Source organism: Isoptericola sp. S6320L (genome assembly GCF_023015685.1).
GTDB lineage: Bacteria > Actinomycetota > Actinomycetes > Actinomycetales > Cellulomonadaceae > Isoptericola > Isoptericola halotolerans_A.
This window is the reverse complement of sequence record NZ_JALKAT010000041.1, coordinates 1-22,824: the sequence shown is the minus strand read 5'-3', so window position 1 is coordinate 22,824 and position 22,824 is coordinate 1. Positions and strand designations below refer to the sequence as shown.

Annotated in this window: 22 protein-coding genes; 11 read left to right on the top strand and 11 right to left on the bottom strand. The window is 73.4% G+C overall.

Annotated features, from left to right (window positions below; genetic code table 11):
* Positions 1–193: 193 nt before the first annotated feature.
* From MWU57_RS16365 to MWU57_RS16340, 6 genes are all read left to right on the top strand, one after another.
* Positions 194–526: an L-rhamnose mutarotase gene (locus tag MWU57_RS16365; protein ID WP_246910670.1), complete on the top strand. Its 333-nt coding sequence runs from the start codon at positions 194–196 to the stop codon at positions 524–526.
* 11 nt (positions 527–537) lie between these two features.
* Complete coding sequence (gene rhaI, locus MWU57_RS16360) at positions 538–1,704, top strand: L-rhamnose isomerase (RefSeq protein ID WP_246910654.1); 1,167 nt, start codon at positions 538–540, stop codon at positions 1,702–1,704.
* Positions 1,701–2,654: an alpha/beta hydrolase fold domain-containing protein gene (locus tag MWU57_RS16355; RefSeq protein ID WP_246910653.1), complete on the top strand. Its 954-nt coding sequence runs from the start codon at positions 1,701–1,703 to the stop codon at positions 2,652–2,654. Before rhaI ends, MWU57_RS16355 begins: the two co-directional genes overlap by 4 nt.
* Before the next feature lie 25 nt (positions 2,655–2,679).
* Positions 2,680–4,746 (top strand): bifunctional aldolase/short-chain dehydrogenase, encoded by a 2,067-nt coding sequence (locus tag MWU57_RS16350; protein ID WP_246910651.1) that lies wholly within the window; start codon positions 2,680–2,682, stop codon positions 4,744–4,746.
* 5 nt (positions 4,747–4,751) lie between these two features.
* Positions 4,752–6,320 (top strand): rhamnulokinase family protein, encoded by a 1,569-nt coding sequence (locus tag MWU57_RS16345; RefSeq protein ID WP_374108577.1) that lies wholly within the window; start codon positions 4,752–4,754, stop codon positions 6,318–6,320.
* Between the two features lie 67 nt (positions 6,321–6,387).
* Positions 6,388–6,969, top strand: a complete 582-nt coding sequence (locus MWU57_RS16340) for a dihydrofolate reductase family protein (RefSeq protein ID WP_246910648.1) — start codon at positions 6,388–6,390, stop codon at positions 6,967–6,969.
* 97 nt (positions 6,970–7,066) lie between these two features.
* Here the strand turns inward: MWU57_RS16340 and MWU57_RS16335 are convergent, their stop codons facing one another.
* Entirely contained in the window at positions 7,067–7,465 is a 399-nt protein-coding gene (locus tag MWU57_RS16335; protein ID WP_246910645.1) for a cupin domain-containing protein, read from the bottom strand.
* Positions 7,466–7,583: 118 nt separating this feature from the next.
* Positions 7,584–8,606 carry a zinc-dependent alcohol dehydrogenase family protein gene (locus MWU57_RS16330; RefSeq protein WP_246910642.1) on the bottom strand — a complete coding sequence of 341 codons (1,023 nt, stop codon included), beginning with the start codon at positions 8,604–8,606 and terminating at the stop codon, positions 7,584–7,586.
* Positions 8,607–8,745: 139 nt separating this feature from the next.
* Between MWU57_RS16330 and MWU57_RS16325 the strand changes: the two genes are divergently transcribed.
* Both MWU57_RS16325 and MWU57_RS16320 read left to right on the top strand, forming a co-directional pair.
* Positions 8,746–9,663 carry a helix-turn-helix transcriptional regulator gene (locus MWU57_RS16325; RefSeq protein WP_246910637.1) on the top strand — a complete coding sequence of 306 codons (918 nt, stop codon included), beginning with the start codon at positions 8,746–8,748 and terminating at the stop codon, positions 9,661–9,663.
* Positions 9,663–10,247: a sugar O-acetyltransferase gene (locus tag MWU57_RS16320; protein ID WP_246910635.1), complete on the top strand. Its 585-nt coding sequence runs from the start codon at positions 9,663–9,665 to the stop codon at positions 10,245–10,247. Before MWU57_RS16325 ends, MWU57_RS16320 begins: the two co-directional genes overlap by 1 nt.
* A gap of 25 nt (positions 10,248–10,272) precedes the next feature.
* Here the strand turns inward: MWU57_RS16320 and MWU57_RS16315 are convergent, their stop codons facing one another.
* Together MWU57_RS16315 and MWU57_RS16310 are read right to left on the bottom strand one after the other, a co-directional pair.
* Positions 10,273–10,734 (bottom strand): ATP-binding protein, encoded by a 462-nt coding sequence (locus MWU57_RS16315; protein WP_246910633.1) that lies wholly within the window; start codon positions 10,732–10,734, stop codon positions 10,273–10,275.
* Between the two features lie 139 nt (positions 10,735–10,873).
* Positions 10,874–11,659, bottom strand: a complete 786-nt coding sequence (locus MWU57_RS16310; protein ID WP_106264835.1) for an ABC transporter ATP-binding protein — start codon at positions 11,657–11,659, stop codon at positions 10,874–10,876.
* Between the two features lie 200 nt (positions 11,660–11,859).
* On the opposite strand from MWU57_RS16310, the gene MWU57_RS16305 reads away from it, so the two are divergent.
* Complete coding sequence (locus MWU57_RS16305) at positions 11,860–14,088, top strand: SpoIIE family protein phosphatase (protein ID WP_246910631.1); 2,229 nt, start codon at positions 11,860–11,862, stop codon at positions 14,086–14,088.
* A gap of 16 nt (positions 14,089–14,104) precedes the next feature.
* Here MWU57_RS16305 and MWU57_RS16300 read toward each other — a convergent pair whose 3' ends face one another.
* The 5 genes from MWU57_RS16300 to MWU57_RS16280 form a co-directional block, all read right to left on the bottom strand.
* Complete coding sequence (locus MWU57_RS16300) at positions 14,105–14,536, bottom strand: ATP-binding protein (RefSeq protein ID WP_246910629.1); 432 nt, start codon at positions 14,534–14,536, stop codon at positions 14,105–14,107.
* Positions 14,533–14,871, bottom strand: a complete 339-nt coding sequence (locus tag MWU57_RS16295; protein WP_246910627.1) for an STAS domain-containing protein — start codon at positions 14,869–14,871, stop codon at positions 14,533–14,535. Before MWU57_RS16295 ends, MWU57_RS16300 begins: the two co-directional genes overlap by 4 nt.
* Before the next feature lie 118 nt (positions 14,872–14,989).
* Positions 14,990–15,859: a sugar phosphate isomerase/epimerase gene (locus tag MWU57_RS16290; protein ID WP_246910625.1), complete on the bottom strand. Its 870-nt coding sequence runs from the start codon at positions 15,857–15,859 to the stop codon at positions 14,990–14,992.
* Complete coding sequence (locus MWU57_RS16285) at positions 15,856–17,088, bottom strand: dihydrodipicolinate synthase family protein (protein ID WP_374108576.1); 1,233 nt, start codon at positions 17,086–17,088, stop codon at positions 15,856–15,858. The genes MWU57_RS16290 and MWU57_RS16285 overlap by 4 nt, the downstream gene beginning before the upstream one ends.
* A gap of 59 nt (positions 17,089–17,147) precedes the next feature.
* Positions 17,148–18,284 carry a Gfo/Idh/MocA family protein gene (locus MWU57_RS16280; RefSeq protein WP_106265198.1) on the bottom strand — a complete coding sequence of 379 codons (1,137 nt, stop codon included), beginning with the start codon at positions 18,282–18,284 and terminating at the stop codon, positions 17,148–17,150.
* 210 nt (positions 18,285–18,494) lie between these two features.
* Between MWU57_RS16280 and MWU57_RS16275 the strand changes: the two genes are divergently transcribed.
* Entirely contained in the window at positions 18,495–19,517 is a 1,023-nt protein-coding gene (locus tag MWU57_RS16275) for a LacI family DNA-binding transcriptional regulator (protein WP_106265201.1), read from the top strand.
* A gap of 4 nt (positions 19,518–19,521) precedes the next feature.
* Here MWU57_RS16275 and MWU57_RS16270 read toward each other — a convergent pair whose 3' ends face one another.
* Entirely contained in the window at positions 19,522–20,724 is a 1,203-nt protein-coding gene (locus tag MWU57_RS16270; protein WP_106265203.1) for a glycosyltransferase, read from the bottom strand.
* 116 nt (positions 20,725–20,840) lie between these two features.
* Positions 20,841–21,494 (bottom strand): uridine kinase, encoded by a 654-nt coding sequence (locus MWU57_RS16265; protein ID WP_246910622.1) that lies wholly within the window; start codon positions 21,492–21,494, stop codon positions 20,841–20,843.
* Between the two features lie 154 nt (positions 21,495–21,648).
* Between MWU57_RS16265 and MWU57_RS16260 the strand changes: the two genes are divergently transcribed.
* Positions 21,649–22,806 (top strand): endo-1,4-beta-xylanase, encoded by a 1,158-nt coding sequence (locus MWU57_RS16260; protein ID WP_246910618.1) that lies wholly within the window; start codon positions 21,649–21,651, stop codon positions 22,804–22,806.
* Positions 22,807–22,824: the final 18 nt, after the last annotated feature.

The following is a 22,824-nucleotide window of genomic DNA, read 5'->3' as shown; positions in this document are numbered from 1 at the left end:
GGCGCGCAGGTAGGGTGGAAACCGGTTGCCGACCGCGCGGGCGCGGGCGTGGCGACGCGTCACCGGCCCGGCCTTGCGCCCGGCCCGAGGCAACGGGTACGTTGACGGCCTTGAATCGATTCATCGACCGCGTCGAGGACGATGCGAAGGAGGACCGACGGTGGTTCGCACGGACAGCGGCACGCGCCGCGTGATGTTCCGGTTCCGGGTGCGCCCGGACCGGCTCGACGAGTACTCGCGGCGTCACGCCGCGGTCTGGCCGGCGATGCTGCGCGCCCTGCACGCCACCGGTTGGCGCAACTACTCGATCTTCACGGCCCCGGACGGCACGGTGGTCGGCTACTTCGAGAGCGACGACCCGGACGCCGCCCGGGCGGACATGGGCCTGCACGAGGTCAACGCGCGCTGGCAGGCCGAGATGGCCGAGTTCTTCGACGGCGCCGGCCCCGACGAGACCATGACCGAGCTCACCCCGATCTTCCACCTCGAGACGCAGCTCGCGGCGAGCAGCACCACCGAGAACTGAAAAGGACGACCATGCCCAGCTTCGACGACATCACCCCGGTCCTGGACCGCCTCGCCATCGAGGTCCCCTCCTGGGCCTACGGCAACTCCGGGACCCGCTTCAAGGTCTTCTCCACGCCGGGCACCCCGCGCAACCCCGAGGAGAAGATCGCCGACGCCGCGCAGGTCCACCGGCTCACCGGCCTCGCGCCGACGGTGGCCCTGCACATCCCGTGGGACAAGGTCGACGACTACGCGGCGCTGCAGCGCTACGCGCACGACCAGGGCGTGGCCCTGGGCACGATCAACTCCAACACCTTCCAGGACGACGCCTACAAGCTCGGCTCCCTGACGCACACGGATCCGGGCGTGCGCCGCCAGGCGATCGACCACCACCTCGAGTGCATCGAGATCATGGACGCCACCGGGTCGCAGGACCTGAAGATCTGGTTGGCCGACGGCACGAACTACCCCGGCCAGGCCGACATCCGGACCCGCCAGGACCTCCTGCACGAGGCCCTGACCGAGATCTACGCCCGGCTCGGCGACTCCCAGCGCATGGTGCTCGAGTACAAGTTCTTCGAGCCGGCCTTCTACCACATGGACGTGCCGGACTGGGGCACCTCGTACGCGCAGGTGGCGGCGCTGGGCGACAAGGCGTTCGTCTGCCTCGACACCGGCCACCACGCGCCGGGCACCAACATCGAGTTCATCGTCGCGCAGCTCCTGCGCCTGGGGAAGCTCGGGTCCTTCGACTTCAACTCGCGGTTCTACGCGGACGACGACCTCATCGTGGGTGCGGCCGACCCGTTCCAGCTCTTCCGCATCATGGCCGAGGTCATCCGCGGCGGCGGCCTCGACGAGGGCTCGCAGGTGGCACTCATGCTCGACCAGTGCCACAACGTCGAGGACAAGGTGCCCGGCCAGATCCGGTCGGTGCTCAACGTCCAGGAGATGACGGCACGAGCCCTGCTCGTCGACCGCGACGCGCTCGCCAAGGCGCAGGAGTCGGGCGACGTGCTCGGCGCCAACGCGATCTACATGGACGCGTTCTACACCGACGTGCGCCCCGCGCTCGCCGAGTACCGCGCGGCGCGCGGCCTGCCCGAGGACCCGATGGCCGCGTTCGCGCAGTCCGGCTACCTGCCGAAGATCGCCGCCGAGCGCGTGGGCGGCCAGCAGGCCGGGTGGGGCGCGTGAGCACGACCACGACGAGCACGGGCGAGGTCACGGAGCACGTGCTCGACGGCCCGCACGGTGACCTGCGCGTGCGGGTCTACGCGGTGGCCGACGGCGTCACTCCCGTCGCGGGGCTCGTCTGGGCCCACGGCGGCGGGTTCATGCACGGGGACCTCGACATGCCCGAGGCGGACCTCGTCGCGCGCACCCTCGCGGCGCAGGGCGTCGTCGTGGTGAGCGTGGACTACCGGCTCTGCCCGCCCATGGACCGGGAGGACCTCGAGGCGCTCGCCGAGCCGGGCGGTGTGCGGTTCCCGGTCGCGCACGACGAGGTGGTCCATGCCTTCCGCTGGGCGGTCGCCGCCGACCTCGGGGCCCCGGCGGGCTCCTGGTCCCTGGGCGGCGCCAGTGCCGGTGGCAACCTGGCGGCCGGAGCCTCGCTGCGTCTGCGCGACGACGTTGCAGCCGACGGGGGAGCGGAGTCCGACGCCGGGACGCAGGTGCCGCCGTCGGCCCCCGCCCAGCGGACCCCGCGCAGCACGGTGCTCGCCTACCCCGTGGTGCACGACGGGCTGCCGGCCGCGAGCCCCGAGCTCGCCGAGAAGGTGGCCGCGCTGCCGGAGGGGCGTGACTTCCCGCCGGAGGTGGTCCGCGCGATGAACGACAACTACCTCGGGCACGATCGCGGGTCCGAGTCGCCGTACGCGTTCCCCGGCGGGACGGACCTGCGCGGTCTGCCGCCCACGCTGATCGTCAACTCCGACCACGACGCGCTGCGGTCGTCGGGGGAGGCCTACGCGGCCGAGCTGGCCGCGGCCGGGACCGACGTGTCTCTCGTGCGCGAGGACGGCACGTTCCACGGACACCTCAACCAGCCCGACGACCCGGGATGCGCCCGGAGCCTGGCGCGCATCGCCGCCTGGCTCACCGTCGACGGCCTCGTCGGCACCGCCCACGAACCACCCGCCTGACAGCGAACGACTGATGGAGCTTTCGATGACCAACGAGACCGTTGCCGCTCTGGTCGAGCGGTCCAACCGCCTGGGCGCCGACCCGAAGAACACCAACTACGCCGGGGGCAACACCTCCGCGAAGGGCACCGAGACCGACCCGGTGACCGGGCAGGCCGTCGAGCTGCTGTGGGTCAAGGGCTCCGGCGGCGACCTGGGCACCCTCACCGAGCAGGGCCTGGCGGTGCTGCGCCTGGACCGCATGCGCGCCCTGGTGGACGTCTACCCGGGCGTCGAGCGCGAGGACGAGATGGTCGCCGCGTTCGACTACTGCCTGCACGGCAAGGGCGGCGCCGCGCCGAGCATCGACACCGCCATGCACGGCCTGGTCGACGCCGCCCACGTGGACCACCTGCACCCCGACTCCGGCATCGCGATCGCCACCGCCGAGGACGGCCCGGAGCTGACGCAGAAGATCTTCGGCGACAAGGTCGTGTGGGTGCCGTGGCGCCGGCCCGGCTTCCAGCTCGGGCTCGACATCGCCGAGATCAAGGCGCAGCACCCCGACGCGATCGGCACCGTCCTGGGCGGCCACGGCATCACGGCGTGGGGTGCCTCCGCCGAGGAGTGCGAGCAGAACTCGCTGTGGATCATCGACACCGCCGCCGCGTACATCGCCGAGCACGGGGCGCCCGAGCCCTTCGGCCCCGCCCTGGACGGCTACGGCGCCCTGCCCGCGGACGAGCGCCGCGCCAAGGCGGCCGCGCTCGCCCCGCACCTGCGCGCCGTCGCCTCGCAGGACAAGCCGCAGGTCGGCCACTTCACCGACGCCGACGTCGTCCTCGACTTCCTCGCCGCCGAGCGGCACCCCGAGCTCGCCGCCCTGGGCACGTCCTGCCCGGACCACTTCCTGCGGACCAAGGTCAAGCCGCTGGTCGTCGACCTGCCCGCGACGTCGTCCGTCGAGGAGATCGTCGAGCGGCTGCCGCAGCTCCACGAGGCCTACCGCGCCGACTACACCGCCTACTACGAGCGGGGCGCCGCCGAGGCGCGCGCCCGCGGCGAGGAGCCGCCGGCGATCCGCGGGGCCGACCCGCTGATCGTCCTGGTGCCGGGTGTGGGCATGTTCTCCTACGGCGCGGACAAGCAGACCGCCCGCGTGGCCGGCGAGTTCTACGTCAACGCCATCAACGTGATGCGCGGCGCCGAGGCCCTCTCCACCTACGCGCCGATCGACGAGTCCGAGAAGTTCCGCATCGAGTACTGGGCCCTGGAGGAGGCCAAGCTGCAGCGCAAGCCGAAGCCGAAGCCGCTCGCGACCCGTATCGCTTTCATCACCGGCGCCGCGTCCGGCATCGGCAAGGCCATCGCCGAGCGGCTCGCCGCCGAGGGCGCCTGCGTCGTCGTCGCGGACCTCGACCTGGAAAAGTCCCGCGGCGTGGCTTCTGAGATCAACACAGCGATCGGCAGCAGCGACGTCGCGATCGGCGTGGCGGCGAACGTCGCCGACGAGGCCGCCGTCCAGGCCGCCCTGAACGAGGCCGTCCTCGCGTTCGGCGGCGTCGACATCGTGGTGAACAACGCCGGGCTGTCGCTGTCCAAGTCGCTGTTCGAGACCACCGAGGCCGACTGGGACCTGCAGCACGACGTCATGGCCAAGGGCTCGTTCCTCGTGGCGAAGAACGCCGCGCGCATCCTCGTGGACCAGCAGCTCGGCGGCGACGTCATCTACATCTCGTCCAAGAACTCGGTGTTCGCCGGGCCGAACAACATCGCCTACTCGGCCACCAAGGCCGACCAGGCCCACCAGGTGCGCCTGCTCGCGGCCGAGCTCGGCGAGCACGGCATCAAGGTCAACGGCATCAACCCCGACGGCGTCGTGCGCGGCTCCGGCATCTTCGCCTCCGGCTGGGGTGCCAACCGTGCCAAGACCTACGGGATCGAGGAGGAGGACCTGGGCGCCTTCTACGCCCAGCGCACCCTGCTCAAGCGCGAGGTGCTGCCGGAGAACATCGCCAACGCGGCGTTCGCGCTCTGCACGGCCGACTTCTCCCACACCACCGGCCTGCACGTGCCCGTCGACGCGGGCGTGGCGCAGGCGTTCCTCCGGTGAGCAGCATGGACGGCACGGGCACGGGCACGGGCACGGGGGCCCCGGGGCCCGACGGCGACACAGGCGGTCCACAGAGGGTCCCCGCGTTCGTGGCCGTCGACCTCGGGGCCACCAGCGGCCGGGTGATGCTCGGCGTCGTGCACGGCGAGCCCCGCCGGGTCGAGCTGGTCGAGACGGGGCGGTTCCCCCACGAGCCCGTCCCGGTGCCCCGGGCGGGCGGTGAGTCCGCCGACCTGCGGTGGGACGTGCTCGCCCTCTGGCGGGGCATCCTCGCCGGGCTGCGCGAGGCCGGCCGGGAGGCGGCCGCTCGGGGCGCGGTCGTGCAGGGCATCGGCGTCGACTCGTGGGCCGTGGACTACGGGCTGCTCGACGCCGACGGCGTCCTGCTCGGTGCGCCGCGCAGCTACCGGGACCCGCGGATCCTGGGCGCGGCCGAGCGGGTCTACGCCGGTATCCCGGCCGCGGACCAGTACGCGGTCAACGGGCTGCAGCACCTGCCGTTCACCACGGTGTTCCAGCTCGCGGCCGGTGCGCACGAGGCCGGCTGGGGCACGGCGCGCAGCCTGCTGCTCGTGCCGGACCTCATCACCTGCTGGCTCACCGGCCGGAAGGTCGCCGAGGTCACCAACGCCTCGACCACCGGGCTGCTCGACGCCCGCGCACGCCGCTGGTCCCGCGAGATGCTCGTCCGGCTCGGCGAGGAGGTGCCCGGGCTCGCCGGCCTGGAGGACCTCCTGCCGGACCTGGTCGAGCCGGGCACCGTGGTGGGGCCGCTCCTGCCCGCTCTGGCGGAGCAGTCCGGCCTCGGCCCCGTCCCGGTCGTGGCGGTCGCGTCGCACGACACGGCCTCGGCGGTGGCGGCGGTCCCGCTGGTGCCCGGGGCGGCGTACATCTCGTCGGGCACGTGGTCGCTGGTCGGTCTCGAGCTGGACGCCCCGGTGCTGAGCGAGGCCAGCCGGACGGCGAACTTCACCAACGAGCTGGGCCTCGACGGGACGGTGCGCTACCTGCGCAACGTCATGGGCCTGTGGGTGCTCGACGAGTGCGTGCGGGAGTGGCGGCGCAGTGGCGAGGACGTCGACCTCGGTGAGCTGCTGGCGGCCGCGGCCGGTGAGCCGGGCGGGCGCTGCGTCGTCGACGTCGACGCCGACGTGTTCCTCGCACCGGGCGACATGCCGGCCCGGTTCCGCGAGGCGGCCCGCGCCGCCGGCCAGGAGGTCCCCGCGAGCCGGGCGGCCCTGGTGCGTGCGGTGCTCGACTCGCTGGCGGCCGCGTACGCGCGGGTGGTCCGCACGGCCGGTGAGCTGGCGGGCGTCGACGTCACGGCGGTGCACGTCGTCGGGGGCGGGGTACGCAACGAGCTGTTGTGCCGCCTGACCGCCGAGGCGACCGGGCTGCCCGTCGTGACCGGAGCGGTGGAGGCCGCGGCGCTCGGCAACGTGCTCGTGCAGGCGCGGGCCGTGGGCGTGCTCGGCGAGCCCGGGTCCGTCGGGCTCGCCGAGCTGCGCGAGGTCGTCGTCGCGAGCTCCGACCCCACCACGTACGCGCCGTCGTCCGTCCCCGCGGGCGAGTGATGCCTGCGTTCTCAGCGCCCTAGGCTGAGACGCCCGCCGGGAACGGCCCGGCTTGTGGAAGGAACCCATGCGCCACCTCGTGTACTACGTGGCCGCGACCCTCGACGGCTACATCGCCGGACCCGACGGCGGCGACCCGAGCGGGGCGGACTACCTCCCGGTCACGCCCGACGTCGTGCAGTTCATCGTCGAGCACTTCCCCGAGACCTTGCCCGGCCCGGCCCGCGAGGCCATGGGGATCGACGGTCCCGGGCGGTCGTTCGACACCGTCCTCGAGGGTCGCGCCTCGTACGAGGTCGGGCTGGCCGCCGGCCTCACCGACGCCTACCCCCACCTGCGGCACCTCGTCTTCTCCACGAGCATGACGACCAGCCCGGACCCGGCCGTCGAGCTGGTCCGCGGCGACGCCCTGGGCCGCGTGCGGGCGCTCAAGGCTGAGAGCGGGCTGGATCTGTGGCTGGTGGGCGGCGGCAGGCTCGCCCACTCGCTGCTGCCGGAGATCGACCGGCTCGTGATCAAGCAGAACCGGTCCGTGATCGGCTCCGGCGTCCCGCTCTTCGACGGCCCGTTCCAGTCCCATCTGTTCCGGCCGGTCGACGAGACCCTGCTCGCCTCCGGCGTCCGCGTCGTCACCTACGACCGCGCTTGAACGAAGCGGGTTCTGTCCTGGTCCAGGATCGGTCGTTCCTGGGAAAGATCGCAAGGCACCGTGCGAGGTCGGCTGCCGCCCTCAGGACGGTGGGGAATCAGCGTCGTTGGTAGTCACCGTCGGGGACGTGCTCGAGCCAGGTCACGACCTGGCCGTGCTCGTCAGCCTCCTGGATCGCGACGTGGGCCATGAATCGGTCGGGTGCGGCGCCGTGCCAGTGTTCCTCCCCGGGTTCGATGTATACGACGTCGCCGGGCCGGATCTCACGGACCTCGCCGCCGCGAGTGGCGACGTAGCCGATGCCGTCGGTCACGTAGAGCGTCTGCCCCTTGGGGTGGTGGTGCCATGCCGTCCGGGCACCGGGGGAGAACCGCACGTGGGCGCACCCCACGGCGGACTGGTCATCAGGGTCGCGAACTCCGTCGATGTAGACCGTGCCGGTGAACCACTCGTGCGGCCCGGCGCCGGTCCGGCCGCCGCTTCGGGTGAACCTCATGTGTGTCGTCCTCTCGTGTCGGTGTAGCCGACGGCGCCGTAGTACAGGACCAGGTCCCGGTCCTTCGGGGTCGAACGGCTGCCTGCCTCTGCGGACGGGGCAGGCAGCCGAACGGTCATCACACGGTGAGCAGCACCTTGGTGGCGCGGCGCTCGTCCATGGCCTTGTACCCCTCGGCGGCCTGCTCGAGCGGGAGTGTGAGGTCGAAGACCTTGCCCGGGTCGATCGTGCGGTCCCAGATGAGCTGGATGAGCTCGGGCAGGAACCGGCGGACCGGGGCGGGGCCACCGAGGATCTGCACCTGGGAGAAGAAGAGCAGCTCGCCGGGCAGCTGGACGTCGTGCGTGACGCCGACGAAGCCGACGTTCCCGCCCGGTCGAGCGGAGCTGATGGCCTGGACCATCGACTCCTGGGTGCCGACGGCCTCGATGACCGAGTGGGCGCCGAGGCCGCCGGTGAGCTCCTTGACCCGGGCCACGCCGGCGTCCCCACGCTCCTCGACGATGTCTGTGGCGCCGAAGTGGCGGGCGAGGTCCTGGCGGTCCTTGTGCCGGGACATGGCGATGATCCGCTCCGCGCCGAGCTGCTTGGCCGCAAGGACACCCATGATTCCGACGGCGCCGTCGCCGACGACGGCGACAGTCCTGCCCGGCCCGGCTTGTGCGGCGACGGCAGCGAACCAGCCGGTGCCCAGGACGTCGGAGGCGGCGAGCAGGTGCGGGACCAGGTCGGGTTCGGGCTGACCGGGGGTCGCGACGAGCGTGCCGTCGGCGAACGGGATGCGGGCCCTCTCCGCCTGGGTACCGATCGCAGCGTCGACGAAGAGTCGGTGCACGCAGCTGGACGGGAAGCCGGCGCGGCAGATCTCGCAGGTGCCGTCGGAGATGACGAACGAACCCACGACGAAGTCGCCGGGCTTGACGGTGGTGACCTCGGCGCCGACCTCCTCCACGACACCGACGTACTCGTGGCCCATCGTCGCGTGGTCCACGGGGTCGGCACCGCGGTAGGGCCACAGGTCGGAGCCGCAGATACAGGTTGCGGCCAGTCGGATGACCGCATCGGTCGGGTCGACGATCGTCGGGTCGTCGCGGTCCTCGATCCGGACGTCGCCGGGGCCGTGCATGATCACGCCGCGCATGAGGTTCTCCTTCTCGGGATGGGTGGTCCCACCGTGTGCCCGATCCTCGACGTGTGGAAGTGCCTGTCGTGGGGTGTACCGGCAGTACACCCCGCGACGTGGCGTTCCTCGCCGGCCGCGTGGGGCCTACGGTCGAAGCATGGACAACCGAGCGGACGTGCGCGAGTTCCTCGTCTCCCGGCGCGCCAAGGTCACCCCCGAGTCTGTGGGTGTCGTCAGTGGGGCGAACCGTCGCGTGCCGGGTCTGCGGCGTAGCGAGGTCGCCGCCCTCGCCGGCGTGAGCGTCGAGTACTACGCCAAGCTCGAGCGCGGGGCGATCGGCGGCGCGTCGACGTCCGTGCTCGACGCCGTCGCGCGGGCGCTGCAGCTCGACGACACCGAGCGCGCGCACCTGTTCGACCTCGCCCGTGCCGCAGACGGCGTGCCCTCGTCCGGCCGTGCGCGTCGGCGCGCGACCCGGGCCGCACCACCGCGCGCGAGCCTGCAGTGGGCGCTGGCGGCGATCACCGACGGCGTCGCCTTCGTCCGTGACCAGCGCCAGGACCTGCTCGCGACCAACGCGCTCGGCCGCGCGTTCTACTCCCCGGTCATCGGCGACGGCGGCCGCACGCCGAACCTCGCGCGATTCCAGTTCCTCGACCCCGCGGCCCGGGAGTTCTACCCGGACTGGGACCTGTTCGCCGAGATGTGCGTGGCGATCATGCGTGCTGAAGCGGGCCGTGACCCGCACGACAAGGGCCTCCAAGATCTCGTCGGGGAGCTCTCGACCCGCAGCGAGACGTTTCGCCGGCTGTGGGGCGCGCACGACGTGCGCAGCCACGGGTCCGGCACCAAGCGATTCCACCACCCCGTGGTCGGCGAGCTCACACTGGCGTACGAGGAGCTCGCCATCACCGCCGAGCCCGGCCAGGTGCTGATGGTCTATACGGCCGAGCCCGGCTCGCCGTCGTCCGAGCGCCTGCGCCTGCTCGCCTCCTGGGCTGCTGACCAAGCCGTCACCGGGCCCAGCACCGGTGAGCGTCGACCCCACGCAGGCTCGGCAGGACAGGAGCGGTGATGGAGCTGCAGGACTTCCTCCAGCACGTCGGCCGCGGGTCCGTCATCCAGGCCGGCTCGGACGAGCACGCCTTCATGCACCGCGCCGCCCAGGAGGCGCTGCACGTAGTCGCAGAGCTCAACAGCGGCTACCGGACGCCGGAAGAGGTGCGCGCTCTCCTCACCCGGCTGACCGGGCAGACGCTCGAGGAGTCGGTGACCCTCTTCCCGCCGTTCTACTGCGAGTTCGGCAAGAACCTCACGCTTGGCGCCGGCGTCTTCGTGAACATGGGCTGCCGGTTCCAGGACGCCGGGGGCATCACCATCGGCGACGGCACACTCATCGGCCACGGCAGCACCATCGTCACTCTCAACCACGCCGTCGACCCTGCACGGCGAGCCGACATGACGCCGGCGCCCGTCACGATCGGGCGCAGAGTGTGGCTCGGCGCCTCGGTCACCGTCGTGCCCGGGGTGACCATCGGTGACGGCGCGATCGTCGGAGCCGGCGCAGTGGTCACCAGAGATGTCCCGGCGGACACCATCGTGGCCGGAGTCCCGGCTCGGCCCGTCCGGACGACCGGCTTCGACGCCTCCTCCGTCTGAGCGCACGCATGCAGGGGAAGCGCGACTAGGGCTGCGGGCCGTCCGGCGACGGGTCCGTCACGACGAACCGGGCCCAGACGTGCTTCGCGCCGTCGGGCGTGCGGTACCAGCCGACGTCGTCGGCGATGCGCAGGGTGAGCTGGAGACCGAAGCCGCCCTCACCCAGCTCACGGTCGGTCGTGAGCACCGGAGGGTTGTCGGGCGAGCGGTCCATGACCGAGACCGTGACGGCGACGCCGTCCGAGACCACGTCCAGCCGGGCCGGGCCGCCGGCGTGCTCCAGGGCGTTGGCCGTCAGCTCGCTCGCCACGAGCACGATGTCCTGCAGCAGCGAGCGGGTCGGCTCCGTCTCCGCGCAGGGCGTGGGAGTCTCGGTGCAGAGCGTCTCCTGGAGGCGGGAGCGGGCGGTGGAGAGCTCGTCGACGGTGACGACGGTCCAGGTGCCCACCAGCCTCGACCGGAGCGACGTGGCGGCGTCCTCGCTCATGGCGTCACCATGGTCGCGCCGCACTCTGGGGTGAGCATCGCTACTCCTCGTCACGCGCCGCACTCGGGGCCGGGGTCCGCGACGACATTACCCCTGGCGACCCGGCCGTGCCCGTCGTGCACACGACGGCGGCGCCTCCTCAGCGGAAGCGTTGGACGGCTCGGGGTGCGGCCTCGGCGAGCTCGCGGACGGACGGGTGCGAGGCCTCGGCGAGCACGGCGGACAACGACCCGGAGGCGACGAACGTCCCCTCCGCCAGCACGTGGACCGTCGGGCACAGCCGCTCCACGAGCTCCAGGTCGTGGGAGACGAGCAGCACCGCGGTGCCTGCCTCGGTGGCGGCGGCACCCAGGCGGCGGACCACCTCGCCACGCATCGCGGGGTCGACGGCGGTCAGCGGCTCGTCGAGCAGGAGGGCGCCCGGCCGGGTGGCCAGCGCCGCGGCGAGCGCCACCCGCTGCTTCTCGCCGCCCGAGAGGGTGCCGACCTGGCGTGGCGCGAAGCGGGGCTCGAGCGCGACGTCGGTGAGCAGCTCCTCCACCGATCGGCCGCTCGCGCGACCGGCCTTGCGGGCGTCGCTCAACGCCTTGCCGATCACGCGGTCGACGGAGGTGCGGGGGTCGACGCCGGCGATGCCCTCCTGGGCCACCCGGCGGACCTGGGCGCGGAACACCTTCTTGTCCCGCAGGCCGATCCGGCTGACGGTACGCCCGGACCAGGTGACGCGGCCGGCGGAGGGCCGCACCTGGCCGACCAGCGCGCGGACGATGGTGGACTTGCCGGCACCCGACGGACCGACGATGCCGACCGGGGCGTCGCCGGGCGTGAGCTCGAGATCGATGCCGTGCACGACGTCGGCCCCTCCGTACCCGGCGGCGAGGCCGTCGGCGCGCAGGACGGGGGTCGGGCTGGAGCTCGTGCTCATCGGTGCTCTCCTGTGGGGGACGCGTGGTGGCCCGCCGGACGAAAGGGGAACGGCCGGCGGGCCATTGTGTACGACGATCGACGCGCCGCCCCGGTTCCCGGGTGCGGCGACGAGCCGGCCGGACGCTACCCTTGGTGCTCCAAGCAACGAGCGCCGGGAGGGTGTGCGTGACGAGGTCCGCTGCGGCGTCTGCCGTCCCGGTGCCTGCCTCGGACGAGGCGGCGACGAGCGCGACGCGCCTTCCCGGGAGCGTGACGGTGCAGCCGCGGGGCATGCTGCTGGCGGTCCGCGTCAGCGACGGCGTCGTGCTGCACACCTCGGCCAACACGGAGATCGTCGGACGGTGCCCCGCCGAGGTCCTCGGCCGGCCGCTCTCCGAGGTCCTCGGTCCGCAGCCGGCCGGGCAGGTCCTCGCGCCTGTCGTCGCCGGCACCGACCTGGCGACCGTGAACCCCGTGGCGCTCGAGCTGCCCGACGACCGCGGCGGGGGTGCGTACGAGGCGATCCTCCACGGACCGCGCCGCGACCCCGGCCCCACCCCGCCCCTCGTGGTGGTCGAGATGGAGCCGGCGCGGCCCTCCGGCGTCCGCGGCGCGGCGAGCGGCTACGGACCGCTGCGGACGGCGCTCGCCGACCTCGAGCTGGCCGACTCGCTCGACGAGCTCTACGACGTCGCGCTCGGGGCCGTGCGGTCCCTCACGGGCTTCGACCGTGCCTCGCTGCACCTGCTCGACGCCCAGGGGAACGCGGAGGTCGTCGCCGAGGCGCGCGCCTGCGGGCTGGTGCCGTGGACGGGACTCCACTTCCCGGCGTCGGAACTGCCGCCGGAGACGCGCGAGCTGCACTCCCGCGTGCGGGTGCACCTCGTCGACGACGTCGAGGCGGGCGGGGTGCGGGTGCTCGCCCACGACGACGGCGGGCCCGTCCCGTGGCCGGACCTCGGCACCGCCACCCTGCGTGCCGCGCCGCCGGCGTACCTCGAGCGGCACCGCTCGCGTGGCGCCCGTGCCGCGCTGGGCGTCGGCCTCTTCCACGGCGGTGAGCTGTGGGGCGTGATCTACTGCCACCACTACGGCGGTCCGCGGCAGGTGCCCTACGACGTCCGGGTCGCGGTGGAGGTGCTGACGGGCAACCTGTCGGCGCTGCGTGCCGCCCGGCTCGGGACCGACAGGGACGCGGAGACGCGCCGGCAGGACCGTGTGCTGGCGCACCTCGCCGCCGACTCGCGCGACGAGACCGTCCCGCTGGGCACGGCGATCACCCGGTCCGGCTGGACCCGGCGGCTCGTGCGGGCCGACGGCGCGATCGTCAGTGCCGAGGGGCGCGTGACGAGCGTCGGGCACGTCCCCGACGACGCCGGCCGGCGTGCGCTCATCGCGTGGGTCGCGGGTGCGGGCGAGGAGGTCGTGGCGACCGACTGCCTGGGCGAGACCGCGCCCGACGTGGCTGCCGCCGCCCCCGACGTCGCGGGCGCCATGGGCATCGCCCTGCCCGAGGGTCAGGTGGTCGTCTGGCTGCGCGACGAGGTGCAGCGCCGCGTCGACTGGGGCAGCGATCCCACCACGAGCCGGCCGGTGCGCGCCGACGACCCGATCCGCACGATGCTCCGCTCCTCGCAGGAACGGTGGCGCGAGGTGGTCGACCGCCACAGCCTGCCCTGGCTCCCCGACCAGGTCGAGAGCGCCGTGGCGCTCCGCGGGCACCTGCTGGAAGCCCTCTACCTCCGTGGCCGCAAGGAGGTCCGCGCGACCGAGGAGCTGCAGCGCAGCCTCCTGCCCCAGGAGCTCGCGCAGGTCGACGGGTGGGAGATCGAGGCCCGGTACGAGGCGGCCGGCACCGGCCTGGTGGGCGGTGACTGGTACGACGCGCTCGTCCTGCCCTCCGGGCACCTGGCCCTGGTCGTCGGCGACGTCACCGGGCACGGGCTGCAGGCGGCCGCGACCATGGGCCAGCTGCGTACCGCGCTGCGGACCTCGCTGGTCGGCAGCGACTCCGCCCACGAGGCTGCGAGGCTGCTCTTCGACGTCATGCGCTGGACCCTGCCGGGTGAGCTCGCCACGTTGACCGTGGCGCTCGTCGACCCCGCGACCGGCAGCGTCGAGAACGTCTCGCTCGGCCATCCGCCGCTGCTCGTCGTGTCCCCCGACGGCAGCGTGCGCTGGGCGCCCCGGGCCGGTGCGCCGCCGCTCGGCCTGGCGGGCGACGTGCCGCCGGCGCACCGGGTCGAGGTGCCGCGCGGCGGCGCGCTGGTGCTCTACAGCGACGGCCTGGTCGAGCGCCGCGACGAGTCCGTCGGCGACGGTCTGGCGCGCCTCGCCGCCGCCTTCGGCACCGGGCCCCGCACCGACGTCGACGACGTCGTGCGGGCCACGCGCGACGAGCGGTCGGCCGACGACGCGACGCTCATGGTGGTCCGCCGGCAGGCCTGAGCCGCGGCCGCGGGCCTCAGGCGAACTGCGCCCAGACGTGCTTGGCGCCCTGGCTCCGGAACCAGCCGATCCCCGCGGCCGCACGAGCGGCGAGGAGGAGGCCGAGACCACCTTCACCGGAACCACCCGTGCCCGGTACCGGGGGCAGGTCCGGGCGGTGGTCCACGACGTCGACGGCGAGGGTCGCTCCGTGCTGGAGCAGGCGCAGCGTGACGGGCTGGCTGCCGTAGCGCACGGCGTTGGTGACCAGCTCGGACGCCACCAGCACGATGCGGTCCAGCGCGGGGCCTCCCGCGCCACTCTGCGGGTCGGCGCCCGCCGCAGCGGTCAACGCGACCAGCGTCTCCTGGAGGCCGGCCCGGACGTCCGAGACGTGGTCGAGGTCGCGCACGGTCCACGCGGCGACCTCGGTCAACGTCGCCTCGGGCAGGGCCTCGACCAGCGTCACCGGGCGGCCTGTGCGGTCGAGGCGGACCCGGCTCCCTGCTGCTCGATCCTGAACAGCGAGATGACGCCGGAGAGCTCGAGCAGGTCGAGGGTGCGTCCGGGGACGCCGCGCAGGAGGGGCGGCTCCGGGCTGCCCTCCACGGCGTGGTAGAGCAGCCGCAGCCCGCCCGAGTCCATGAACGTCACCTTCGACAGGTCGATGACGATCGGCCGCTCCGCCGACCGCGCCACCTGCTTGAGATCGTCCTCCAGCCGGGACTGGACGGCGGCGTCGACCTCTCCGCGCAGCACCCAGAGGTAGCCGTCGTCCTCCACGCGGACATCGCCGTGGGTCACGGGTGCTCCTTGTTGCTCGGTGCTGTGGATCGGTGCTGCCGTGGAGCGGGCAGCATGCTCAGCAGCCGACTTTACCGCGAGCCGGCCAGGAGTTCCTGGCCGGCTCCCGGGGCAGGACTCAGAGGTGGGGCAGGACGTGCTCCGCGAACCGTGCGCCGACGGTGGCGGCCGTCTCGGCGGGCGGTGCGGCCCAGATCTCGGCGTTGAAGATCTCCGTCTCCACGTCGCCGGTGTACCCGGCCTCGGCGACCCAGCGCGAGATGCTGGCGAAGTCGACGTACCCGTCACCGACGTGGCCGCGCGAGTTCAGGGCCGTGGCGGCGAACGGCAGGTTCCAGTCGCACACCTGGTAGCCGGCGATGCGTCCCTCACGGCCGGCGCGGAGGATCGAAGCCTGGAGCTCCGGGTCCCACCACACGTGGTACGTGTCCACGACCACGCCCACGGTCCCGGCGTCGAACGGCGCCGCGAGGTCCAGCGCCTGCCCGAGCGTCGAGACCACGGCACGGTCGGCGACGAACATCGGGTGCAGGGGCTCCAGCACGATCCGCACGCCGTGCCGCTCCGCGATCGGTGCGAGGTCGGCCAGCCGGTCCGCGACGCGACGCCGCGTGGCGACCAGGTCCCGGTCCGTGCCGGGCGCCGGGGGCGCCTCGGGCGCGGACCCGGGCAGCCCGCCGACGACGAAGACGAGCTCCGACGTGCCGACCTCGGCCGCCTCGATCAGCGCCCGCTCGTTGTCGGCCACCGCCTCGCGGACGCCCTCGTCCGACGTCGCGGTGAGAAATCCTCCGCGGCACAGTGACGAGACCCGCAGCCCGGCGTCCTCGACGATCTTGCGCGCGGTCGCGGCACCGGCCTCCTGCACCTGGTGGCGCCACAGCCCGACGGCGCCGAGCCCGGCCCCGGCGGCCGCCTCGACGGCCTCCGTCAGGGAGGCGTGCTTGACGGTCGCGGTGTTGAGCGAGCAGCGGGAGAGGTCGCTCATGAGTCCGCCCCGTTCACCGTCAGCAGCGCCTGCAGGCGCCGGGCGGCCGTGTCGGGCGCGAGCAGCATGCCGCAGTCGTCCGCGAGGCGGGCGAGCTCGACCAGGTGCGCCAGCGAGCGTCCGGAGTGCAGCCCGCCGACGAGCTGGAACCCGGGCTGGAACCCGTTCAGCCAGGACAGGAACGCCACGCCGGTCTTGTAGTAGTAGGTGGGCGCGGCGAAGATGTGCCGGCCCAGCTTCTCGGTGGAGGCGAGGATCGCGTGCCCCCGCGCCGCGCCCTGCCGAGCAGACTCGGCGTCGCCGGCTGCTGCTCCCTCGTCGAACGCCTGCAGCGCCGTGGACGCCGCCGGGTAGATCGCCGCGAAGATGCCGAGCAGGGCGTCGGAGTACCCCTGCTCATCACCTGCGATGAGCTCCGGGTAGTTGAAGTCGTCCCCGGTGTAGAGCCGCACGGGGGAGCCCTCGAGGTCGGCCAGCGCGCGGCGCAGGCCGACCTCGTGCCGGGCGTCCAGCAGCGACACCTTGACGCCGTCGACCTTGTCCTGGTGGGCCCGGATGAGGTCGAGGAACGTGGCGGTCGCGGTGTCCACCGACTCCGATCCCCAGTAGCCGGCCAGGGCGGGGTCGAACATCGTGCCCAGCCAGTGCAGGATCACCGGGCGGTCGGTCTCGGCGAGCACGGCGTCGTAGACGCGGGCGTAGTCGTCGGCGGAGCGGGCGACCTTCGCCAGGGCGCGGGACGCCATGACGATGACCTGCGCCCCGGACTCCTGGACGACCCGCACCTGCTCGCGGTAGGCCGCGGTGACCGCGTCGAGGGCCGCCGGGTCACCGGCCTCCCACCGCGCGACCTCGGCCGGGTCGAGCTGGTCCGTGCCGGCACCGCAGGCGATCGCGCCGCCCACGGAGGCGGCCTCGGCGGCGGAGCGGCGGACGAGCTCCTGGGTGGCGGCCCAGTCGAGCCCCATGCCGCGCTGGGCGGTGTCCATGGCGTCCGCCACGCCGAGGCCGTGCCGCCAGATCTGGTGCCGGTAGGCGAGCGTGGCGTCCCAGTCGACGACGGCCGGGGCGCCGGGCACGTTCTCGGCCCCGACCTGCGGGACCACGTGCGCGGCCGCGAAGGCGACCCGGGAGCGGATCGGCCCGTCGGGCACCTGCCACGGGCCGGGGGCGTTGAGCTCGCGCACCTCGGTGCCGACGAGGCGACCGCCGGCGTCGAACCGCGGCAGCCGCACCGTGACGCCCGAGCCGGTCAGCGCGGGCGCGGCGGACAGGGTGGTCGCGGCGCTCACAGCGAGATCTCCGGGACGTCGAGCCGGCGGCCCTCGGCCGACGACTGCAGGCCCAGCTCGGCGAGCTGGACGCCGCGGGCGGCGGAGAGCAGGTCGAAGCGGTGCTCGCGCCCGGCGACGACGTCGCGCAGGAACTCCTCCCACTGCGCCTTGAAGCCGTTCTCGACCTCGGCGTTGGCGGGGACGTCGGCCCACTGCTCGCGGAACTTCTCGGTGGTGGGCAGGTCGGGGTTCCACACCGGCTTGGGGGTGTGGGCGCGCTGCTGGGCGACGCAGGAGAACAGCCCGGCGACGGCGGAGCCGTGGGTGCCGTCGACCTGGAACTCGACGAGCTCGTCGCGGTGGACGCGCACCGCCCAGGAGGAGTTGATCTGCGCCACGACGGGGTCACCGCCGGGGGTCTCGATCTCGAAGATGCCGTACGCGGCGTCGTCGGCGGTGGCGTCGTAGGGCTTGCCCTGCTCGTCCCAGCGGGTGGGGATGTGCGTGACGGTCTGGGCGTTGACGGTCTTGACCGAGCCGAGGATGCCCTCGAGGACGTAGTTCCAGTGGCAGAACATGTCGGTGGTCATGCCACCGCCGTCCTCCTTGCGGTAGTTCCACGAGGGCCGCTGGGCGGGCTGGTGCTCGCCCTCGAAGACCCAGTAGCCGAACTCGCCGCGCAGGGACAGGATGCGGCCGAAGAAGCCCTCGTCGACGAGGCGGCGGAGCTTGACGAGGCCGGGCAGGTACAGCTTGTCGTGCACGACGCCGGCAGTCACGCCGGTCTCGTCGCGCAGCTTCGCGAGGTCGATCGCCTCGGCGAGGGTCTCCGCGGTCGGCTTCTCCGTGTAGACGTGCTTGCCGGCCTTCATCGCCTTGGCGAGGGTCTCGGCGCGCAGGTTGGTCATCGCGGCGTCGAACACGATGTCTGTCTCGTCGGCGTGGATCATGCCGTCGAGGTCGGTCGTGTACTCGGCGATGTCGTGCTGGGCGGCGAGCTCGCGGAGCTTGGCCTCGTTGCGGCCGACGAGGACGGGCTCGACCTGCACGCGGGAGCCGTCGGGCAGCTCGACGCCACCCTGCTCACGGATCGGCAGGATGGAGCGCAGCAGGTGCTGGCGGTAGCCCATGCGTCCGGTCACGCCGTTCATGGCGATGCGCAGGGTGCGGGTGGTGCTCACTCGGGGACTCCTTCGTCGGGGCACCGGGGTGGTGCTCGTCGGCGTGCTCGCGCGGTGGCCAGGTGGCCGGAATGCGCTTTCCGGTCCCACGGTAGGGTGTCAGCGGCGGTGCGTCAAGCAGCCGCCACCCGGCGCGGGGACCGAGCGCCCGCCGGGACCGTGCCGGACGAGGAGGTGCCCGTGGCCCGACCACGGCTGCAGGACGTCGCGAACCATGCCGGGGTCTCCCTGGCCACCGCCTCGCGGGTCCTCAACGGGTCCTCGCGGCAGCCCGGGCCCGAGCTCGTCGAACGGGTGCGCGCCGCCGCGGCAGACCTCGGCTACGTGGTCAACGCCCAGGCGCAGGCGCTGGCCCGGTCGCGCACCGGGCTGCTCGGGCTCGTGGTCCAGGACATCTCCGACCCGTACTTCTCGTCCATCGCCGCCGGCGCCCAGGCCGCGGCCCGCGAGCACGGCCGCATGGTGCTCCTCGCCTCCACCGAACGGGACCCCGACGCCGAGCGCGACGCCGTGGCAGCCTTCGCCGCGCACCGCGTCGACGCCATCGTGGTCGCCGGGACCCGGTGGTCGCCCGAGGAGGACGCGCCGGTGGCCACGGAGCTCGAGGCGTTCGAGGCCGGCGGCGGCCGCGCCGTCGTCGTCGGGCAGCCGCTCGGGCCGGCGCGCGTCGTGCGCCCGCCGAACGCCGCCGGGGCCGCCGACCTCGCCGCGGCCCTGCACGAGCAGGGGCACCGGCGGTTCGTGCTGCTCAGCGCACCCGAGCGCGTCGTCACCGCGCAGGAACGAGCCGGGGCGTTCACCGACGCCGTCGCCGCCGGCGGGGGAGAGGTGCTCGAGGTCATCGAGCAGCAGTTCTCCCGCGACGGCGGGTACGCGGCCGGTGACCGTGTCGCCGAGATCGCCCGCGAGGCGGCCGCCGCCGGGCTGGACGCACCCTGCGTGTTCGCCGTCACCGACGTCATGGCCATTGGTCTCATCGCCCGTCTGCGCGACCTCGACGTGGCGGTGCCTGACGACGTCCGGGTCGCCGGGTTCGACGACATCCCCACGCTGCGCGACCACGTGCCCTCGGTCACCACCGTCTCCATCCCGCTGGAGGAGATGGGCCGCCTGGCCGTCGCCGCCGCCGTCGCGGAGGAGGGCGCCGAGGCGGGTGCCGTCGTCGGGCACGAGGTCGTGCTGCGGGAGTCGACCGCGCGCTGAGGCCTCAGGCCGCGACGCGCAACCCCGTGCCGCGGACCGCCTGCTCGAGCACCCGGGCGTAGCCGGACAGCATCCGCACGTGGCTGAACCGCTGGCGGGCAGCCGTCAGCGCACCGCGGAGCTCGCCGCGGCGGGCCGCCGCCTCGATCCACGTCTCGGCGATCTCGGCGGCGTCGAACCCGGTGACGAACCCGATGCCCGCGACCAGGCGGGCGCTGTCCCCGACCGGTGTCGTCACGGGGACGGCGCCGCACATCGCGCCCTCGATGAGGCACAGCGGGGCGGCCTCCCCGTACGCGGACGTGAGCGCCACGACGTCGGCCATCGCGTAGACGTGCTCCATGTCGCGCCGCACGCCGAGCGGGTGCACCCGCGCCAGCAGGTCGGGGCGGTCGGCGAACGACTCGTCCAGGTCCGCGACGAGGCCCGGGTTGTCCAGCGTCATCCCGGCGCCGCACATCAGGACGTGCCCGTCGTCGTCCCGCTCGAGGAACTCGCGTGCGGCCGCGATGAACAGCCGCGGGTTCTTCATGGCGTCGTAGCGGGCGGCGTAGGCCACCAGCGTGGCGTCGGCGGGGATGCCCGCCGCGCCGCGCATCGCCGCCCGGCGCGCGCGGCGCAGCGGGTGGAACCGGGTGAGGTCGATGCCGTTGGGCACCACGCGCAGCAGGTGCTCCGGGACGCCGGCGGCGGCGTAGGCGTCCCGCGTCGACTCCGCGCAGCACACGGCGGCGGCGAGCAGCCCGCTCGCGGCGGCGGTGCGCAGGTCGTCCAGCGCCGCGCCGGAGTGCTCCGGGTCGGAGCGGTGCAGGCACGCCACCACGGGGCGCTGCGGGAACGCGCCCTCGTTGACCAGGCGCAACGGTTGCTCCTTGAGCGACATCACGAGGTCGACGCCGGTCACCTCGCGGGCCACGATCTCCATCTCCGCGTCGGTGAAGCGACGCGGGTCGTGGTCGTCGTCCGTGGAACGGCCCAGGGTGGCGACCCGGACCCCGGCGGCGCGCAGGTTCCGGAAGCGGGGGTCGTCCTCCATGCGTTGCAGCATCGTCTCGCGACGGACCGCGCTGTACAGGCTCAGCGCCGAGTGCTGCTGGTGGCCGTGGGCGTGCAGGCCCGCCACCACCGTCGAGTGCAGCACCCGGGCGCCGCCGGAGAAGAAACCCTCGTAGAGGGACAGGACACGCAGCGAACTGTGCTCGAACACGGCGACCACCTCCTGTGACCAGAGTGGAGCCGGGTGATGTGGTGCGAGTGACCTCCGTGTTACGTCTTCATGACACTTTCGGGGACGTGTCGCACCCTCGGGGCGCTCGTGGCGCGTCAGGCGGCCGCGCGGATCTCCCGCTCCGCCTGCGCGGGGGCGAGGGGGCGGCAGCCGAGCTCCGTCCAGCGGCGCACCTGGGCCGGCTCCGCGCGCAGCAGGCCCCAGCCGCGGCGCAGCAGGGTGGGCAGCGGCTTGCGCGCCTCGGCGACGTCGCGCAGCAGGCGGAACCAGAAGCTGACGAGTCGCGGGCGGGCCAGGCAGATGGCGTCGGCGAGCAGCCCCTCGGCCCGGCACGCCGCGACGAGCTCCGCCGCGAAGACGCCCTCGGCGAGGAGCAGCGGCTCCCCGCCCGTCTCGACCACGGCGGTCCCGGTGCGGCGCGAGGTGGGGATGTCGTAGACCGGCACCTCCGCGCGCCCGGTGGTGGCGAGCGTGCGCAGCGCGTCCAGGGCGCCCTCGCGGTCCCAGCTGGCGGGGTCGTCCCAGTCGACGATCCCGTAGGCGCGCGGCATCCCGGGGTGGTCGGCGTCGTGGTAGAAGTCGTCGAGCATCACCACGGGCAGGCCCAGGCGGCGGGTGAGTGCGGACTTGCCGCTGCCCGAGGGCCCGGTGAGCAGCACGACCCGGGCGGCGGGGCGGCGTGCCTCGGGCGGGACGTCGAAGAGCGCGTCGGACGCCGTGGCGGGCGCGGGCAGGTCGCTGTCGGTCACGGGATCCCATTGTGAGGGTTCCGCCGGCGCCCGGCGACCGACCTCGGACGACCGTCGAGCCGGTCCGCCATTGTGAAACCGTTATCGACAACGTTATCTTTGTGTCCGGTCCGACGGCCCGTGAACCGCCGGACCCCGACCGGAAGGAACAACGATGTCCCATTCCCCGAGCACGAAGCGTCTGACCGCCGTCGCGGCGTCGGCGGTCACCGCCCTGGCCCTGACTGTCCCCGCGGCCCAGGCCGACCCCCCGGAGCCCACCCTGCGCTCCGAGGCGCCCCGCGACCTCAAGATCGGCAGTGCCGTCTGGGGTCAGCGCGACCTTCTCGACCACGACCGGAAGGACCTCACCGAGTTCCAGCGCATCCTCGCCGCCGAGTTCGACTCGCTCACCCCCGAGAACGACATGAAGTGGGCCGAGATCCACCCCGAGCCGGACGTCTACGACTTCTCCGGTGCGGACGCCGTCGTGGACTTCGCCCGGGCCCACGGTCAGGAGGTCCGCGGGCACACGCTGCTCTGGCACAGCCAGAACCCCGAGTGGGTGACCGAGGCGAGCGCCACCTGGACCTGCGCGGAGGCGCGCGACGTCCTGGAGGACCACGTCCGCACCGTCGTCGGCCGCTATGCCGGCGAGATCTACGAGTGGGACGTGGCCAACGAGATCATCCAGGACGACTGGGACGCCGGCGGTGTGCAGCTCCGCACCGAGGCCAACCCCTTCCTCAAGGCCTGCTCGGACGACCCGGTCGACCTCCTCGGTGACGTCTTCCGGTGGGCGCACGAGGCCGACCCCGAAGCGGTGCTCTTCCTCAACGACTACAACGCCGAGGGCATCAACGCCAAGACCGACGCCTACTACGAGCTGGCCCAGGAGCTGCTCGCCGACGGCGCGCCGCTGCACGGGTTCGGTGCCCAGGGGCACCTGAGCCTCCAGTACGGGTTCGACGAGTCGATGCAGGCGAACTTCGAGCGGTTCGCGGACCTCGGGCTGCAGGTGGCCGTCACCGAGGCCGACGTCCGGATGCCGCTCGGCGAGGACGGTGAGCCCACCGAGGAGCAGATCACCGTGCAGGCCGAGCGGTACGACAAGATGCTGCAGGCCTGCCTGAACGTCGCCAGCTGCTCGAGCTTCACGGTCTGGGGCTTCGACGACGGCCGGTCCTGGGTGCCGGACGTGTTCCCCGAGGGGTACGCGACGGTCATGACCGAGGAGTTCGTCAAGAAGCCGGCGTACGACGCGCTGCTCGACGGCCTCGCCGACGCCACCCCAGGCAGGTCCCCGCGCACCCCGCCAGGACTCAACCGGTAACCCCACCTCCGCTGTGGG